Source organism: Cytobacillus firmus (genome assembly GCF_023612095.1).
Classification (GTDB): Bacteria; Bacillota; Bacilli; order Bacillales; family Cytobacillaceae; genus Cytobacillus.
Window position 1 is genome coordinate 3365755 of the sequence record NZ_CP086235.1, and the last position, 15587, is coordinate 3381341.

General features: G+C 41.7%; 13 protein-coding genes. 2 read left to right on the plus strand and 11 right to left on the minus strand.

Annotated features, from left to right (window positions below; all coding sequences use genetic code 11):
- Positions 1 to 60: 60 nt before the first annotated feature.
- Together LLY41_RS16935 and LLY41_RS16940 are read right to left on the minus strand one after the other, a co-directional pair.
- A complete protein-coding gene (locus tag LLY41_RS16935; RefSeq protein ID WP_304585924.1) occupies positions 61 to 888 on the minus strand; it encodes a hypothetical protein in 828 nt (275 codons plus the stop codon).
- 79 nt (positions 889 to 967) lie between these two features.
- On the minus strand, positions 968 to 1705 hold the full coding sequence (locus LLY41_RS16940; RefSeq protein ID WP_095243909.1) for an alpha/beta hydrolase: 738 nt from the start codon (positions 1703 to 1705) through the stop codon (positions 968 to 970).
- 184 nt (positions 1706 to 1889) lie between these two features.
- Here LLY41_RS16940 and LLY41_RS16945 point away from each other — a divergent pair, with 184 nt between their 5' ends.
- Positions 1890 to 2081 carry a DUF2929 family protein gene (locus tag LLY41_RS16945; RefSeq protein WP_048010975.1) on the plus strand — a complete coding sequence of 64 codons (192 nt, stop codon included), beginning with the start codon at positions 1890 to 1892 and terminating at the stop codon, positions 2079 to 2081.
- A 69-nt stretch (positions 2082 to 2150) separates the two neighbouring features.
- Here LLY41_RS16945 and clpB read toward each other — a convergent pair whose 3' ends face one another.
- Together clpB and LLY41_RS16955 are read right to left on the minus strand one after the other, a co-directional pair.
- The gene (gene clpB, locus LLY41_RS16950; RefSeq protein WP_304585925.1) at positions 2151 to 4748 is read right to left on the minus strand and encodes an ATP-dependent chaperone ClpB; all 2598 of its coding nucleotides are present in this window, start codon (positions 4746 to 4748) and stop codon (positions 2151 to 2153) included.
- A 152-nt stretch (positions 4749 to 4900) separates the two neighbouring features.
- Entirely contained in the window at positions 4901 to 5080 is a 180-nt protein-coding gene (locus LLY41_RS16955) for a YjzC family protein (protein WP_095243907.1), read from the minus strand.
- Between the two features lie 169 nt (positions 5081 to 5249).
- Between LLY41_RS16955 and LLY41_RS16960 the strand changes: the two genes are divergently transcribed.
- Positions 5250 to 6062 carry an undecaprenyl-diphosphate phosphatase gene (locus tag LLY41_RS16960; protein ID WP_370460120.1) on the plus strand — a complete coding sequence of 271 codons (813 nt, stop codon included), beginning with the start codon at positions 5250 to 5252 and terminating at the stop codon, positions 6060 to 6062.
- Between the two features lie 36 nt (positions 6063 to 6098).
- Here LLY41_RS16960 and argF read toward each other — a convergent pair whose 3' ends face one another.
- The 7 genes from argF to argC all read right to left on the minus strand — a co-directional run bounded on the left by argF (position 6099) and on the right by argC (position 15541).
- The gene (gene argF / locus LLY41_RS16965) at positions 6099 to 7055 is read right to left on the minus strand and encodes an ornithine carbamoyltransferase (RefSeq protein ID WP_304585927.1); all 957 of its coding nucleotides are present in this window, start codon (positions 7053 to 7055) and stop codon (positions 6099 to 6101) included.
- Positions 7052 to 10177 (minus strand): carbamoyl-phosphate synthase (glutamine-hydrolyzing) large subunit, encoded by a 3126-nt coding sequence (locus LLY41_RS16970; RefSeq protein ID WP_304585928.1) that lies wholly within the window; start codon positions 10175 to 10177, stop codon positions 7052 to 7054. The genes argF and LLY41_RS16970 overlap by 4 nt, the downstream gene beginning before the upstream one ends.
- The gene (locus tag LLY41_RS16975; protein ID WP_304585929.1) at positions 10170 to 11249 is read right to left on the minus strand and encodes a carbamoyl phosphate synthase small subunit; all 1080 of its coding nucleotides are present in this window, start codon (positions 11247 to 11249) and stop codon (positions 10170 to 10172) included. The genes LLY41_RS16970 and LLY41_RS16975 overlap by 8 nt, the downstream gene beginning before the upstream one ends.
- A gap of 77 nt (positions 11250 to 11326) precedes the next feature.
- Complete coding sequence (locus LLY41_RS16980) at positions 11327 to 12484, minus strand: acetylornithine transaminase (protein WP_304585930.1); 1158 nt, start codon at positions 12482 to 12484, stop codon at positions 11327 to 11329.
- Positions 12481 to 13254 (minus strand): acetylglutamate kinase, encoded by a 774-nt coding sequence (argB, locus tag LLY41_RS16985; protein WP_304585931.1) that lies wholly within the window; start codon positions 13252 to 13254, stop codon positions 12481 to 12483. Before argB ends, LLY41_RS16980 begins: the two co-directional genes overlap by 4 nt.
- 12 nt (positions 13255 to 13266) lie before the next feature.
- The gene (gene argJ, locus LLY41_RS16990; protein ID WP_304585932.1) at positions 13267 to 14496 is read right to left on the minus strand and encodes a bifunctional ornithine acetyltransferase/N-acetylglutamate synthase; all 1230 of its coding nucleotides are present in this window, start codon (positions 14494 to 14496) and stop codon (positions 13267 to 13269) included.
- Between the two features lie 13 nt (positions 14497 to 14509).
- Positions 14510 to 15541, minus strand: coding sequence for an N-acetyl-gamma-glutamyl-phosphate reductase (argC, locus tag LLY41_RS16995; protein WP_304585933.1), 1032 nt, complete (start codon positions 15539 to 15541; stop codon positions 14510 to 14512).
- Between the last annotated feature and the right edge of the window lie 46 nt (positions 15542 to 15587).

Below are 15587 nucleotides of genomic sequence, written 5' to 3' on the forward strand. Positions count from 1 at the left end.
TTACCAGACTAATTTAATTCTACCTTTTCTTTATCTCAAATGGAAAGATTTTTTTCCAATTTACAAGTCATCCGGGTTTCCTAATGAAATAAACTGTTGTCTTTGTTTTTCGAGACCATCGGAGAATTTTACTGAACACTGAATCGTTCTTTCAGTTACTTTCCCTAATGCCAAATCGGGACATCTCCAATTTTCATTATTGCCAAAAGAAAGGTAGTCAGCGCATTTTCGCCAGTGCCCGGTGATGCTGCTTTTCAAAAGATAAGACTCATCTAAAGGCTTATCTGTACAATTTGATAAGAAAATGATGAGATCATCAATATAGATAGCATCATGTATCCATTCTCTTTCACTTATCATTACTCTTTCTTCCGCAATGACCTGATGAAAACTAAATTCCTTAGGCTGCCAGGGTCCATATATAACAGGCAGATAAAAAGATGCAACTGAAATATTGTTTTCTTTAAGGACTGTAATAACATCTTCCACCCGGCTGTGTGTTCTGCTGATGTCTTTAAGCCACTGAATGGGAAGCAAAAATGCAATTTTTACCTGAAGGCTCTGGAATATAGCCAGGTTTTTCATAAGAAATCCTTCAATGAGCTCCTTCTCCCATAAAGCACCAAGCTTATTCCTGATATACAAGTCGTATATATCTATAAAAATCGTGTCATTTTTTAGTATTTTTCCAGATTTAATCCATGCAGAATAGTTTTTTTCATTGAAATTGGCATTTCGTCCGATTGTCAGTCGTTTTTCTTGAATTAACGCGTCATCTTTTTCTTTGTCGAAATGGATTCCATCTATCTCGCAGCCCTGGTCCAGAAGATGCTTGCACAGGCTGAAACCTATAAATTCAAATGTCCCTAGAATGACTGCCCTGTCCATCTTCACCCCTCCTTGGAAGCATATTAATGTATACTATGCTCAAAGGATTGTCTTTATTTCTTACGGAATTACAGCAGAATTACAGGACTTTTTCATATTTTCTAAAGAAGCTTGTCATTTGAGAAGAAATTCGCTGTTTTTTATCTGGGAGGATATAAAACACTGAGATAGGGCTATTTTCATTTTCCCATTGTATGGATCGTTTCTTTAAATAATCCGATTGCTTGTAAGCTCTTCCGCCGGCCAGAACCTGAATGATTCTGACGGGGACTTTTAGGCCGGATGTGAGGTTCTTTTCATGTTTGCTGAGCTGTTCTGGTATGTTATCCGTTTCTATTTCATAGGAAGCTGCCAATTCTTTTAATAGTTTCTTATAAAAAAACTTATGCTCTTTTTCCTGGTCGAGATGGTGCTTTAGTGAGAGAATAGGATTTATTAATACCGCTGAACGGATTAAATCACTCATTTCATGCAATAATCTAAGGGCAACCAACGCTCCCATGCCCTCAGCAATAATATGGATCTTTTCGTTAATTATTTCTGTACGCAGAATATATTCATACAAGTACTTAGCCTTCTCAACAGCCCGATCGCTTCCCCAGTGCCTTCCGTATAAATTTGAATAAAAGATCGTATAGCCATCTTGCCTGAGTTTCTTAATTAATGAACATTTCCCTTCATTTTGAGTCCAAAAACTGCAGTTTCTATCAACAAAGTGCCGATCATCCCCAATTATCAGAATACCGAAACCACTTGGTTTATCTGGGTAATGAATCATGCACCATTCTGTATCCAGCTGGAAGTTCCGGCTTTCCATAGTAAAACTCCTTTGCAAGTTTGTTCATAATATAATGTATGTAAATAAACTTAAAATGAAAGGGAGATTAGCCTAGTTTAGACAAGTTCATCAATGGGCTCAAAAGAGAAAAAATAAATAAATTTATTTCTTTAATGGCTTATGCTAATATGAAAAGGGATTAATTATGTTAGAGGTGAAATAGATGAGATTCTTTTGGACATTCTTCTGGACTTTCCTTCTTGTTCAAATGTTAACGTACGTAGTTTCCTCAATGCTTGGAGCGCCATACGATTTTGTAACCGGCACCATTCTGGCGGTTGGGACAACTGTTCTAATTTTTGTTGTCGCTTCCATCATTCCTGAAGGTCCTGTTGAGAAAGAAGGAATTCATTAATCTGCAGCTTCTGCAGGAAACGAAAAGAGTCATCCTGTTAATTCAGGATGATTCTTTTCATTTGTGTCCTTATTTTACCAGCAGTTCAATTCTGCCGTTTTCTGCTGATATAATAACTTCACTTTGATCTTTAATTTCTCCTGTGATTATTTTGCGGGCTAGTGCTGTTTCAACGTTCCTTTGGATAAACCGTTTGAGCGGCCTGGCGCCGTAGACAGGATCAAACCCGTTTTCTGCAATATATTCTCTCGCATTTTCATTTATACTTAACTTAATATGCTGATCTGATAATCTTGCTTGAAGCTGAGTAATTAATTTTAATACAATACCCTTTATTTCATTGAGAGCTAATGGCTTAAACAAGATAATTTCGTCCACTCTGTTTAAAAACTCCGGACGGAAATGGCTCCTCAGCTGTCCAAGTACATTGTCTCTGGTCTCTTCAGTTATGTCTGACTTATTGGAAGATCGTTCCAAAAGAATGTGGGAGCCGATATTGGAAGTCATAATGATAACCGTATTTTTAAAATCAACCGTGCGGCCCTGTGAGTCAGTGATCCTTCCATCATCAAGCATCTGCAGGAGGATATTAAAAACTTCTGGATGAGCCTTCTCAATTTCATCAAGCAGGATTACTGAGTACGGCTTCCTTCTGACAGCTTCTGTCAGCTGACCGCCTTCCTCATAACCTACATACCCCGGAGGAGCGCCAATCAATCTTGATACAGCATGTTTTTCCATATATTCGGACATATCAATTCTGATTATTTGCTCCTCACTATCGAACAGTGACTGTGCTAGCGCCTTAGCTAATTCAGTTTTTCCCACCCCGGTTGGGCCAAGGAAGATGAAAGAGCCAATGGGGCGGTTTGGATCTTTAATGCCTGCCCTGGCTCTTAGGACAGCATCGGACACAAGCTGCACCGCTTCATCCTGACCAATTACTCTTTCGTGAAGGATACTTTCAAGACGAAGCAGCTTTTCACGTTCTCCTTCAACAAGTTTTATCACGGGAATACCTGTCCACCTTGCCACAATGCCAGCAATCTCTTCTTCTGTGACTTCCTCTCTCAGCAGCCTGTCCCCTTGATTCTCATTAACTGCAATTTCAAGCTCTTTCAATTCCTTCTCCAAAGCCGGGATTCTTCCATGGCGAAGTTCTGCGGCTTTATTCAAGTCATAATTATTTTCGGCTTCCTCCAGTTCGCGGCGCATAATCTCAAGCTGCTCCCGCTTTTCCTGGACTTTTTGGATTCCTTCTTTTTCAAGCTGCCATTTAGCTTTCATGCTATTTGCCTGATCCTTTAGTTCAGCCAGTTCTTTTTGCAGATCTCCGAGTCTCTTTTTGCTTGCTTCATCAATTTCTTTTCTTAGTGCCGCTTCTTCTATTTCCAGCTGCATGACCCTTCTTGTGACTTCATCCAGCTCAGATGGCATTGAATCAATTTCCGTCCTGATCATCGCACAGGCTTCGTCAACCAAGTCAATCGCCTTATCAGGGAGGAAACGGTCTGTAATATACCTGTCTGATAAGGTTGCGGCAGCCACTAATGCACGATCGTGGATGTTGACCCCATGATGAATTTCAAAGCGCTCCTTCAGCCCTCTTAGAATGGAGATTGTATCCTCTACATCCGGCTCCTGCACCAATACCTGCTGAAAACGCCGTTCCAAGGCAGGATCTTTTTCAATATATTTGCGGTGCTCGTCAAGGGTGGTAGCTCCTATACAATGCAATTCTCCCCTTGCAAGCATAGGTTTCAGCATATTCCCTGCATCCATGGCTCCTTCTGTTTTGCCCGCACCTACAATGGTGTGTAATTCGTCAATAAAAAGAAGAATTCTGCCTTCGCTTTTCTTAACTTCATTTAAAACTGCTTTCAGTCTTTCCTCAAATTCACCCCGGAATTTGGCTCCTGCAATTAAAGCACTCATATCAAGGGCAAAAATGGTTTTATCCTTAAGGCCTTCAGGCACATCTTTACGGACAATTCTCTGCGCCAAACCTTCGACAATAGCAGTCTTTCCTACCCCAGGTTCGCCTATTAAAACCGGATTATTTTTGGTTTTTCTTGAAAGGATGCGAATGACATTCCTGATTTCGCTGTCCCGGCCAATTACAGGATCAACTTTTCCCTTCTTTACCTCTGAGACAAGATCTCTTCCATACTTTTTTAATGCATCATATGTTGATTCAGGATTTTGCGATGTCACTCTCTGATTCCCCCTGACTTCTTTAATCGCCTGCTCCACTTGCATTTGACTTATCCCGTATGATTTTAAAATTACTGCCGTTTCGGTATCCGCTGCTGCAGCAGCCAGCAGTACATGCTCCACTGACATGAAATCGTCCTGATAGATCTTCATGTATTTTTCTGCTTCGGCCAGCAGCCGCTGCAGTTTACCGGTAATATACAGCTTCCCTTGTTCTGTTCCTGAACCGGATACTTGCGGTTTCTTTCTAAGTGCTTCCTGCATTTTATTAGAAAAGGAATCTGCAGGAACCTGCATTTTAGACAAAATTAATGAAACAAGGCTGTTTTCCTGCTCCAGTAAAGCCAGGAATAAATGAGCTTCATCCACCTCCTGATGCTGCCCGCGAATAGCAATGGACTGTGCATTCATTAACCCTTCCTGAAGCCGCTCTGTCATCCGATTTACATCCATTATGCAACCTCCTCTTTGACCTTTTTTGACCTTTTAATTTTATTATAAGGCAATCTTTTCATATGTAAAGTTTTCAGCTTTTTCCATATCTAAAAAGCCATCCGCTATAGGGATGGCTCTATTTCCTATTTCCCCAATTTCCATTTATTAAATCAGGGCTTTCTTTTATATGTCCAAATCCGGTTATGATTGGATGTTTCCGGGAATTGGTCCCCCGCTCTCATTTTAAGCATTTGAGGATTATTGACGTTGCTTCCCGTTTCGCCAATTTCTATATAAATTCCATTATTAGGCGCCTTCTGGCCAGCCTTAAATTGTCTGTTTTGCCCCATCCAAATACCTCCTTTAATCGTAAATCACTTATTATTATTTCCACTCTTTCATCTCTCATGAGGGAAACTATTGGCATCGCATAAAGCAATGAAAAGGATATCACTTTACTCTGCTCTCCTTTTTATAGTTAAATGGGATGTATGAGATTTCATTATGGAGGATTTACTTGTGACTGATTTTCTGACATTGCTTAAGTACTTATTTTTGGGATTGTTTCAGGGATTTACTGAGCCTATTCCCATTTCTTCGAGCGGGCATCTGGAAATTGCCCAGCACTTTTTCGACCTTGATATTAAAGGGCTAAGCTTTGCACTTCTTGTAAATACAGCCTCTTTATTAGCTGTTCTGCTTATATACAGAGAGGATATTATAAGACTGATTCGAAATGGCCTTGCATACGTTACAACCAAAGATAAGCAGGCGGAAGCAGATTTTCAATTTATCCTTTACTTGATTATCGGTACCATCCCTGCCGGTGTTATTGGCATTTTGTTTGAGGATTTTATTGATGACCATCTTGCCAATATTAAGACAGTAGGGATTACTCTTATCGTAACTGGACTTGCCCTGTGGCTGATCAGGAATTTACGCGGACGGAAAAATGATGCTGAATTATCTTATAAGGACGCAATCATTGTAGGTCTTGCCCAGGCAGTTGCCCTGATACCGGGAATCAGCCGTTCCGGTGCCACCATTGTCGCCGCTATGGGACTTGGGATGAAACAGGAAACAGCCTTAAGGTTTTCTTTCCTTTTATATATCCCCGTAAGTGCCGGCGGAATGATATTGGGCTTCAACGACATTTTAACTGATCCCAATTTATCTGAATTGGCTTTACCCTATATTATAGCCTTTTTTGCCTCACTGATTGCATCTTACTTTTCCCTGAAATGGTTTATGAATATAATGGCTAAAGGGAACCTGAAGTATTTTGCAATTTATTGTTTTATCGTTGGGCCGCTTGTTTACTTATTAACTTAATGAAAAAGCCTTCTCTGCGATGAGAAGGCTTTTCCATTATAATATCTCTGAAAGAATGGCTTTCTGAACATGAAGCCTGTTCCCAGCCTGCTGAAACACAGCGGAATTGTTTCCATCAATGACCTCTGCTGTAACTTCCTCACCGCGATGGGCAGGCAAACAATGCAAAAAGACGTAATCTTTTTTTGCTTTTTGGACAAGATATTGATTAACCTGATATTCAGCAAAGTCTTTGAGTCTCTTGTCATTCTCTTCTTCCTGGCCCATGCTCGTCCAGACATCCGTATAGATGGCATCGGCATTAGCAGCGGCTTCTTCAGGATTTGATGTGACGCTTACCTTTGAACCGGTTTGTTCGGCAAACTCTTGTGACTGCTGGAGAACAGATTGATCCGGTTCATACCCTGCAGGACAGGCAATCGTGATATTTACCCCCATCTTGGCAGAAGCAATCATTAATGAATGGGCCACATTATTGCCATCGCCTATATATGCCAGGTTTTGGCCTTTTAACTCCCCATTATTTTCTTCAATTGTTAGTAGATCTGCAAGAGCCTGGCATGGATGATAAAGATCTGTCAGGCCGTTAATAACCGGGATGTCCGCATGATAAGCAAGTTCCTGTATCTTCTCATGTGAGAACGTGCGGATCATAATCGCATCAACATACTGGGAAAGCACTTTAGCTGTATCCGCTATGCTTTCTCCTCTTCCGAGCTGCAGGTCCTGGCTGTTTAGATATAAGGCATGGCCCCCAAGCTGAAGCATCCCTGCTTCATAGGAAACCCTTGTACGCGTAGATGACTTTTCAAAAATCATGCCAAGGATTTTCCCTTTTAGGATAGATGTTTCTGCCCCCTGCAAATGAGCTGCCTTTAATTGCTTTGCTTTTTCCAAAAGTCCCTTTATTTCATCTCCTGAAAAGTCTGCAAGTGTTAGAAAGTCCTTCCCTTTAATATTTAAGCTCTTATCCGCTGTCTGAGTTGAAATCATATGACGCCCACTTCCTTTTCTGCCTCATTATTTTTTATGCCCTGCCAATCTTCAATGGACTTAACATCCCATTCGCCTGCCGTCATTGATTTTAATAATGCAATAAGCGTTTCCTTTTCACTGAAAGTCAAAATTCTGTTTTTGGTTCCCATTTCTCTCATTTTTTTATCTTCTTCACTCATTCCGGGATTATATAACGCAAAGGTTTCCTGGGCATTCCAGTCCATATTGTCTGGAGACAGGAAAACAGGCACAGCTTTAGCCTGATTAATATAATGTGTTAATTCGTCTGTTTTTGGAGAATTTGCTATTACGACACATTTGCCCTTAACACCATTTAAACCAGCGTGGAAAGACTTTCTGACAGCTTCCTCATAATTAGGCGCCAGTGAAATGCCCTCACCTGTTGATTTCATTTCAGGTCCTACTTTGCTGTCCAACCCCTTTAAAGCATAATTCGAGAAGACCGGAAATTTCACACATACAAACGGGAGTTTCGAATCAGCCGGAATTTCATCTTTCGACAAATTATATTTCCCAAGCAATATTTTTGTCGCAATCTCTACCAGCTGCACACCTGTGACCTTGCTGATAATAGGCACCGTTCTGCTTGCACGGGGGTTAATTTCAAGAATAAATACCTCTTCATCCTTTACGATATATTGAATATTCATAAGTCCTTTATAATGGAGCTTTTGCACAATCGCTTTTGCATAGACCAGCATTTTATTCTGGACTTTCTCTGAAAGATTTTGCGGCGGGAGAACGGACATGCTGTCTCCTGAATGGACTCCGGTTTTTTCAATATGCTCCATAATTGCCGGTGCACATATATAATTTCCATCTGACGCCAGATCAAGCTCAGCTTCTAAAGCATGCACGAATTGATCAATCAAAATCGGATAAGGGACATCACCTTTCGTTAAATAACTTTCAAGCTCAGATGATGATGAAATACGTTCCATTCCTCTGCCGCCTATAACATAAGATGGGCGTACAAGAATGGGGTATCCAATGTTTTCAGCTGCTGCTTTTAGCTCTGCTTCTGAGTGGACAACATCTCCTTTTATCCTCGGGATATTTAAATCATCTAACAGCTGATAAAAAAGCTTCCTGTCCTCTAATGCATCGATGGTATTTGAGTCAGTACCAAGCAGGGTAACGCCATAAGCTTCAAGATCCGATGCCAGATTCAAAGCTGTTTGCCCGCCAAGCTGCACAATGACTTCTGAAATTCCTTCTGCTTCAATCACATTCAAGATATCCTCAAGGATTAACGGTTCAAAATAAAGCCTGTCAGCGGTTGTATAATCCGTACTAACCGTTTCAGGGTTGTTATTAATCATGATTGTCTCCACGCCTTCATCTTTCAGCGCAAACACTCCCTGAACAGAGCAATAATCAAATTCGATGCCCTGGCCAATCCTGATGGGGCCGCTTCCGATAATCAGGACTTTTCTCTTATCACTCTTCACCTGTTCATTTTCACCAAAATAACTTGAATAAAAATAATTAGATTGTGCTTCAAATTCAGCAGCGCATGTGTCAACCATCTTATAGGCAGGAAGTATGCCAGCCTCTTTCCGTTTGTCCCTGACTGCTTTCTCGGTTACTTTCCATTCGAATGCAAGAAAATTATCACTGAAGCCCTTTTCCTTAAATAGCTGCAGCTCTTCTTTTGTTGCTCCATCAAGTGTTAAGGAAGAAATGCGCTTTTCCAGTTTCACCATTTCACTGAGTATGTGGAGATAGAAATAATCTATTTTTGTGATAGAGTGCAATGCTTCTAATGAGTGGTTTCTCCGCAGCAATTCAATCACGGTAAAAAATCTTTCATCAGTCTGCTTTAATAGCAATTCCTCCAGTTCATCTGCCGATTTAGCTGATAAAACTGGTGATATTAAATCCATTCCCTTCACTTCAAGTGAATGGATTGCTTTTAAAAGAGCCCGTTCCAGATTCCGGTCAATACCCATTACCTCTCCGGTGGCTTTCATTTGTGTTCCGAGCCTGCGGTCTGCAGAAGAAAATTTATCAAAAGGCCATTTTGGAAATTTAACAATGACATAATCAAGAGCTGGTTCAAAGCTTGCAAATGTGTCTCCTGTTACAGGGTTAATGATCTCCGATAAGTTATACCCGACTGCAAGTTTTGCAGCCATTCTGGCAATTGGATAGCCTGTTGCTTTGGAAGCAAGGGCAGATGACCTGCTGACTCGCGGGTTTACTTCAATCAAGTAATAATTCCTGCTTTGCGGATCCAGGGCGAATTGAATGTTGCATCCTCCAATGATGCCCAGCTCTGAAATGATTTTAATGGATGCCGTTCGGAGCATCTGGTACTCATCATCAGTTAAGGTCTGAGAAGGTGCGACAACAATTGAATCACCGGTATGTACCCCTACAGGATCAATATTTTCCATATTGCAAATCGTGATGCATGTATTCCGGGAATCCCGCATAACCTCATACTCTATTTCTTTAAAGCCTGCTATGCTTTTTTCAACCAGACATTGGCTAATCGCACTTTCTTTTATCCCGCCCTGCACCAGGGATATCAGGTCTTCGAGATCTCCGGCAATTCCCCCGCCTGTTCCGCCAAGGGTATAGGCTGGACGGACGATAATAGGGAATCCAATTTCACGGGCAAATTGAAGCGCTTCTTCCACTTCATGGACAATGATGCTTTCGGGTACAGGTTCGTTAAGCTCATTCATCAGCTTACGAAAAGCTTCCCGGTCTTCACCTTTCTTAATGGATTCAATACTGCTGCCCAAAAGCTTCACTCCATAACGTTCAAGCACACCTGATTCACTCAGTTTAAAAGCAAGATTTAATCCTGTCTGGCCTCCCAGTGTGGCAAGCAGGCCATCTGGACGTTCTTTCTTTATAATCTTCTCAAGGCTGTCAGCTGTCATCGGCTCAAAATAGACTTTATCAGCAAAAGCTTTATCAGACATAATGGTAGCCGGATTGTTATTAACAAGAATAACCTTATAGCCTTCTTCCTTTAATGCTGCGCAGGCCTGTGTTCCTGCATAATCAAATTCTGCTGCCTGCCCGATGACAATAGGGCCGGAGCCGATTACTAATATGGATTGGATACTGGTGTCTTTAGGCATAAGCAAAAACTCTCCTATTCTCCTCTTGAATCATGTTCATAAACTCATCAAAAATATAATCGCCATCCGCAGGTCCCGGATGTGCTTCAGGATGGAATTGTACCGTATGGATTGGAAGGACCTTATGTATCAGTCCCTCAATAGACTGGTCATGAAGATTTATATAACGGGTTTTGAACCCTGTACCTTTTATGCTCTCGTCATCAACCACATAACTGTGATTTTGTGATGACATAAAGACAGTGCTCTTCTTCATGTCCGCAATCGGGTGGTTGGCACCCCTATGGCCAAAAGACAGTTTCTTTGTATTGCCTCCAAATGCTAAAGCTGCCAGCTGGTGGCCAAGGCAAATTCCCAAAACCGGATACTGCTCCAGCACCTTTTTTAATTCCGGGAGTATGCTTTTTAATTCTTTTGGATCTCCAGGCCCGTTTGAAAGCACTACCCCGTCCGGATTTAATTTTTTTATCTGTTCAAAGTTTGTATTATATGGAACAGACGTAACCTTGCAAGCTCTTTTCAGCAAAGAATCCACAATTGATTTTTTAGCGCCAAAATCAATGACAACTATATGAACGCTGCCCTCTCCAAAGCACTCCTTAGCTTGTGAAGATACTTTACAAACTTTTTCATCCTTTAGAAGCAGCATTCCGTCAGCTGATGTTTCCGAAGAAGACATTTTTGCCGGCATACTGCCTTCGGAACGGATTTTCTTTACAATGGAACGGGTATCCATATGCCCTAATAATGGAATATTCCATTTTTGAAGATATTCCTGAAGTGAATAGGCGGATTTGTAATGTGAAGGATTTCTGCTTCCTTCATAAACAATAACCCCGGCAACATGTGGTTTCTTGCTCTCAAAATCAGACTCATTTATCCCATAATTTCCGATTAGAGGATACGTAAATACAATAATTTGATCTTTATAAGAGGGATCTGTCAAAACTTCCTGGTAGCCTGTCATTCCTGTAAAAAAGACAATTTCCCCTTCTATATCCTTTTCAGGATGATCCGTCAGCCATTGGCCCTTATAGGAATGGCCGCTATTTAAATGAAGGTATCCTTCCATTCTCAACACCTCGAAGCAATTTGTATATTTATATAACTTTGTTAATTTTTATTCATCTATGTGAAAAATAATACAGCTTACACAGCTGATTTTGAAAATTCCTTTAGGGTGGATTGCAGAATTTGTACCGCTTCATCTATTTCAGATTTGGATGCTGTCAAAGGAGGCAGCAGCCTCAAAACATTTTCCCCTGCAGGCAATACCAGCAAGCCCTTGTCTCTTAATTCCTTTAACAAAGAGGGAAGAGGGATATCTGATTCAATACCGACCATCAAACCAAGTTGGCGAATCTCTTTAACAGCTGCGATCTGTTTTAGCGCTTCTGACAATTTGTCAACAAGATAGGCACTTTTCTCCTGAACGCCTTGTAAAAAATCATCATTAAAGACTGTCTTCATTGTAGCAATAGCTGCAGCAATGCTGATCGGGTTCCCGCCAAATGTTGATCCATGGCTTCCTGGTCCAAACACCCCTTCTAATGCTTTTCTTCCGATTACAGCGCCTATTGGCATTCCGCTTCCCAGACCTTTAGCTGCGGTTACGATATCGGGCTCAAGGCCAAAATGCTGAAATCCAAAGGCTTTCCCAGTCCTGCCAATGCCGGTCTGAATTTCATCTACTATCAGCAGCGCACCATATTCTTTGCAAAGCTTCTCTGTTTCTGCAAGAAACTCCTGATTCCCAATGTGAATCCCGCCTTCACCCTGGACAATTTCCAGCATTACAGCGGCTGTTTCCAAATCCATATCATTCTTTAATGCATTAATATCATTAAAAGGAACATATTTAAATGTTTCCAGCATGGAACCATAGCCGTTTTTTATTTTATCCTGTCCTGTTGCAGCCATAGTGGCGAAGGTCCTCCCGTGGAATGATTGCTGAAAAGTAATGATTTTTTCCCGTCCCGAAGCTTTTCTGGCTAGTTTGATAGCTGCTTCATTTGCTTCTGCTCCACTGTTGGCAAAGAATACAAGGTCCATGCCCGCAGCTTCAGAGAGAGTCTTTGCTGCATTCTCCTGCTGACCCTGTATGAACAAATTGGAAACATGCCAGAATTTATTCAGCTGTTCGTTAATAGATTGTTGGACACTTGCTGGACGGTGGCCCAGATTGCAGACTCCGATTCCTGAGGTGAAGTCCAAATAGCGCTTCCCGCTTTTATCAAAAAGATAACTTCCTTCTGCTTTTTCCGGCTCGACTTCCCACCGGGCATACGTAGGAAATAGGTTACTCAATTTAAGACCCCCTTCTTGGCAGAAACGTTCGTCCCGATCCATATGCCATCCTTATAAAACTTTTCTTTACCTGATACAATCATTACGCTTTTTAGTCCTTTGCTGATTAAGCTCAAGGCAGATGTAACTTTTGGAATCATCCCGCCTGTAATTTTTTTATCGTTAATATGCTGTTCAATTTCATCCGCGTCAAGCTGGGGAGCGAGGCTGCCGTCAATGAAAATTCCTTTTACATCCGTTACAAAAATGCACTGTTCAGCTTTAATGGCATTGGCAACGGCTGCCGCAGCATAGTCGGCATTGATATTCAGTTTCGTGCCGCCTTCTGAAGCTGCAATAGGAGTAATGACAGGGACCAGGTCTTCGTTAAATAACATTTCCAGTAACGACGGATTAACAGCCGTTATTTCTCCAACCAGTCCAAGCTCATCCTGATTGATGCATTCTGCTTTTAGTAATCCTGCATCACTGCCATTTACGCCAAAACCTCTCAAACCATGCAGTTCGATCATTGAGGTAAGTTTGCGGTTTGATTGTCCCGACAAGACCATCTCTGCTACCCCCAGAACTTCCGGAGTCGTCTTTCTTAGCCCATTGACAAATTCATGAGGTATATTATAAAGTTCCAGCATGCTGTTAATTGCCGGGCCGCCTCCATGAACAAAAACAATCTGGTATCCTTCATTCTTCAACAATAAAACACTATCAAAAAAATCTTTTCCCAGTTCTTCCATAACACTGCCGCCGCATTTAATGACTATACTTTTCAAATGGCATCCCCCTCAGGTACGGTAGCTTGCATTGATTTTGACATAATCATAGGATAAGTCACATCCCCAGGCCTTACCTATGCCAGCTCCCTGATGAAGATCCACAGTAATCTGAATGGCAGCATTGGATAAGTACTCTTTTGCTACTTCTTCAGAAAATGTCAAAGGAACACTATTTTTCAGCATGACTATAGGTCCGATTGAAATATCTACCGAAGATGGATCAATAGCCGGCTGGCCCTGTCCGATTGCCCCGATAATTCTGCCCCAATTGGCATCTGCTCCATATATAGCAGTCTTTACAAGGTTTGAGCCGACAATCTGTTTAGCGATCATTCTTGCATCGTCATCGGTTTTTGTCCCCGATACCTCCACCTCGATCAGCTTTGTTGCTCCCTCACCATCTTTTGCGATCTGTTTGGCAAGACTTTCACTAGTTTTGGAAAGCATCTGTACAAATACATCCCAATCTGGATGATCCGGCGAAAGTTTATTGGTACCGCTGGCTCCATTGGCCATTACCATTACCATATCATTTGTTGAGGTATCCCCATCAACGGTTATCTGATTGAACGTTCGATCGGTAACCTGTTTTAAAGCAAATTGCAAATCAGAGCTGGCTATATTAGCATCCGTTGTGATAAACGCAAGCATGGTTGCCATATTGGGATGAATCATTCCTGAACCCTTAGCAGACCCTCCCATCGTGACTGTTTTTCCATCAATAACTGCAGAATAGCAGCACTTCTTCATCACTAAATCTGTTGTTAATATGGCTGTTTGAAAATCGTCTGAGTGTAATGCCTCATTGCCGGGCTTCAGCATCTTTATGCCCTCTTCTATCTTATCCATCTGCATATACTCGCCAATGACACCGGTAGAGGCAACCGCCACATGCTGTTCCTTTAAATTGAATTTATCTGCAGCTGATTTTCTCATTTGATAAGCATCTTTTAGACCCTGTTCCCCTGTACAGGCATTGGCACATGCACTATTGACAATGACTGCCTGTATGAGTCCATCCGCTGCAATGCTTTCCTGTGTAACTTTTAGAGGGGCCGCCTGAAAATGGCTGGTTGTATAGACTGCTGCACAATGTGCAGGAATATCGCTTAAAATAATCCCTAAATCCTTTTTGGAATAGCGCAGCCCTGCATGAACACCCGCTGCTGTAAAGCCTTTCGGTGTGATGATGCTCCCGGCGGGCAGTTCAGCTACTTCAGCTTGAGATACTAATTGCATTTATCTTTCCTCCTTATGGATAGAGCGGAACAAATCCGAGACCCGCTGTTTCATCACATCCGCTCATTATATTGGCATTTTGCACAGCCTGCCCGGCAGCACCTTTCATTAAATTATCAATCACTGAAACGATTGTCAGTCTGCCCGTTCTGGAGTCCATATGGATACCTATGTCGCAAAAGTTAGAGCCTGCAACCTCTTTTACAGAAGGGAAGGTATTTTCCGGACGAATCCGGACAAATGGCTGGTTTTCATAGACTGATTGATAAAGTTCAAGAATTTGAGAAGAAGTGCATTCCTTGGTCAGCTGAACATAACTGGTTGTCATAATGCCCCGTGTTATCGGAAGAAGATGGGTCGTGAAGGTGATCGGCTTCATTTCGGAATTCCATTTCATCAGCTGCTGTTCGATTTCCGGTGTATGCTGATGCTGGTTTACCTTATAAACCCGCAGGTTTTCATTTGCTTCCGCATAGCTTGTTGTTCTCGAAAGCGCCCTTCCTGCCCCGGACACTCCGGATTTTGCATCTATGACAACACTATCTGGTTTTATTAAATTTTCATTTACAACAGGTGCAAGACTTAGCAGAGCAGCTGTTGGATAGCACCCAGGATTAGATATGATTTCTGCGGAGGCTATTTTTCTCCGGTGCCATTCAGGGAGACCATATACTGCTTTTTCTACGAGAGATTCGTTTGCAGGAGCATGCTTATACCACTCCTGATAGGCTTGAGCCGGAATTCGAAGGTCACCGGATAGGTCAATTACCTTAACGTCTTTACCTGAAAAATCTTCAGCAAGTTTTCCCGATATCCCGGATGGTGTAGCCAGAAAAACAATATCAGACTGGCCAGCGATTTGATCTGAATCTATTCCCTGTAAATTTTCGTCTAATAATCCATATAGATGCGGATATTCATTCCAAATGGGGATGTCTTCTTTGGTAGAATGAATCGATTTGATGTTAAATTCCGGATGCTGCTTGAGGATACGGAGCAATTCAGCCCCCCCATATCCGGTTGTTCCGATTATTGAAACGTTCATAGTTGCTCCTTTCACACTAATTGTATATTTAATCATTTATATACAT

What these genes read in the sequence shown, in the direction of transcription:
- LLY41_RS16935 (WP_304585924.1), bottom strand. Translation starts at nt 888, where the DNA reads ATGGACAGGGCAGTCATTCTAGGGACATTTGAATTTATAGGTTTCAGC.
- LLY41_RS16940 (WP_095243909.1), bottom strand. Translation starts at nt 1,705, where the DNA reads ATGGAAAGCCGGAACTTCCAGCTGGATACAGAATGGTGCATGATTCAT.
- LLY41_RS16945 (WP_048010975.1), top strand. Translation starts at nt 1,890, where the DNA reads ATGAGATTCTTTTGGACATTCTTCTGGACTTTCCTTCTTGTTCAAATG.
- clpB (WP_304585925.1), bottom strand. Translation starts at nt 4,748, where the DNA reads ATGGATGTAAATCGGATGACAGAGCGGCTTCAGGAAGGGTTAATGAAT.
- LLY41_RS16955 (WP_095243907.1), bottom strand. Translation starts at nt 5,080, where the DNA reads ATGGGGCAAAACAGACAATTTAAGGCTGGCCAGAAGGCGCCTAATAAT.
- argF (WP_304585927.1), bottom strand. Translation starts at nt 7,055, where the DNA reads ATGATTTCAACTCAGACAGCGGATAAGAGCTTAAATATTAAAGGGAAG.
- LLY41_RS16970 (WP_304585928.1), bottom strand. Translation starts at nt 10,177, where the DNA reads ATGCCTAAAGACACCAGTATCCAATCCATATTAGTAATCGGCTCCGGC.
- LLY41_RS16975 (WP_304585929.1), bottom strand. Translation starts at nt 11,249, where the DNA reads ATGGAAGGATACCTTCATTTAAATAGCGGCCATTCCTATAAGGGCCAA.
- argJ (WP_304585932.1), bottom strand. Translation starts at nt 14,496, where the DNA reads ATGCAATTAGTATCTCAAGCTGAAGTAGCTGAACTGCCCGCCGGGAGC.
- argC (WP_304585933.1), bottom strand. Translation starts at nt 15,541, where the DNA reads ATGAACGTTTCAATAATCGGAACAACCGGATATGGGGGGGCTGAATTG.